The 203-nt window shown below is 50.2% G+C and carries 1 protein-coding gene; it reads right to left on the reverse strand.

The window, feature by feature from the left end; all coding sequences use genetic code 11:
• Positions 1-21: 21 nt before the first annotated feature.
• Positions 22-203 (reverse strand): C2H2-type zinc finger protein (locus E1189_RS00010; protein ID WP_155158122.1); only part of this gene is annotated, 182 nt, incomplete at its 5' end.

The raw sequence follows: 203 nt of genomic DNA on the forward strand, positions 1-203 counted from the left end.
TTGTGAAAGGGACAGACCGGGTCACTCATCATTCCTGTTATGCAGGCTGCGTTTGTGTCTGGTGAGATGAGTGGATTGTGAGAAAGACTGGTTGCACTGGTCACAGACGTAGGGCTTATCTCCTGTGTGTGTACGCTTATGGGTGGTGAGATGACCGGATTGAATGAAAGACCGGTTGCATCCGTCCTGATCACAGACAAAGG

Source organism: Parendozoicomonas verongulae, assembly GCF_009711465.1.
GTDB classification, from domain to species: Bacteria; Pseudomonadota; Gammaproteobacteria; order Pseudomonadales; family Endozoicomonadaceae; genus Sansalvadorimonas; species Sansalvadorimonas verongulae.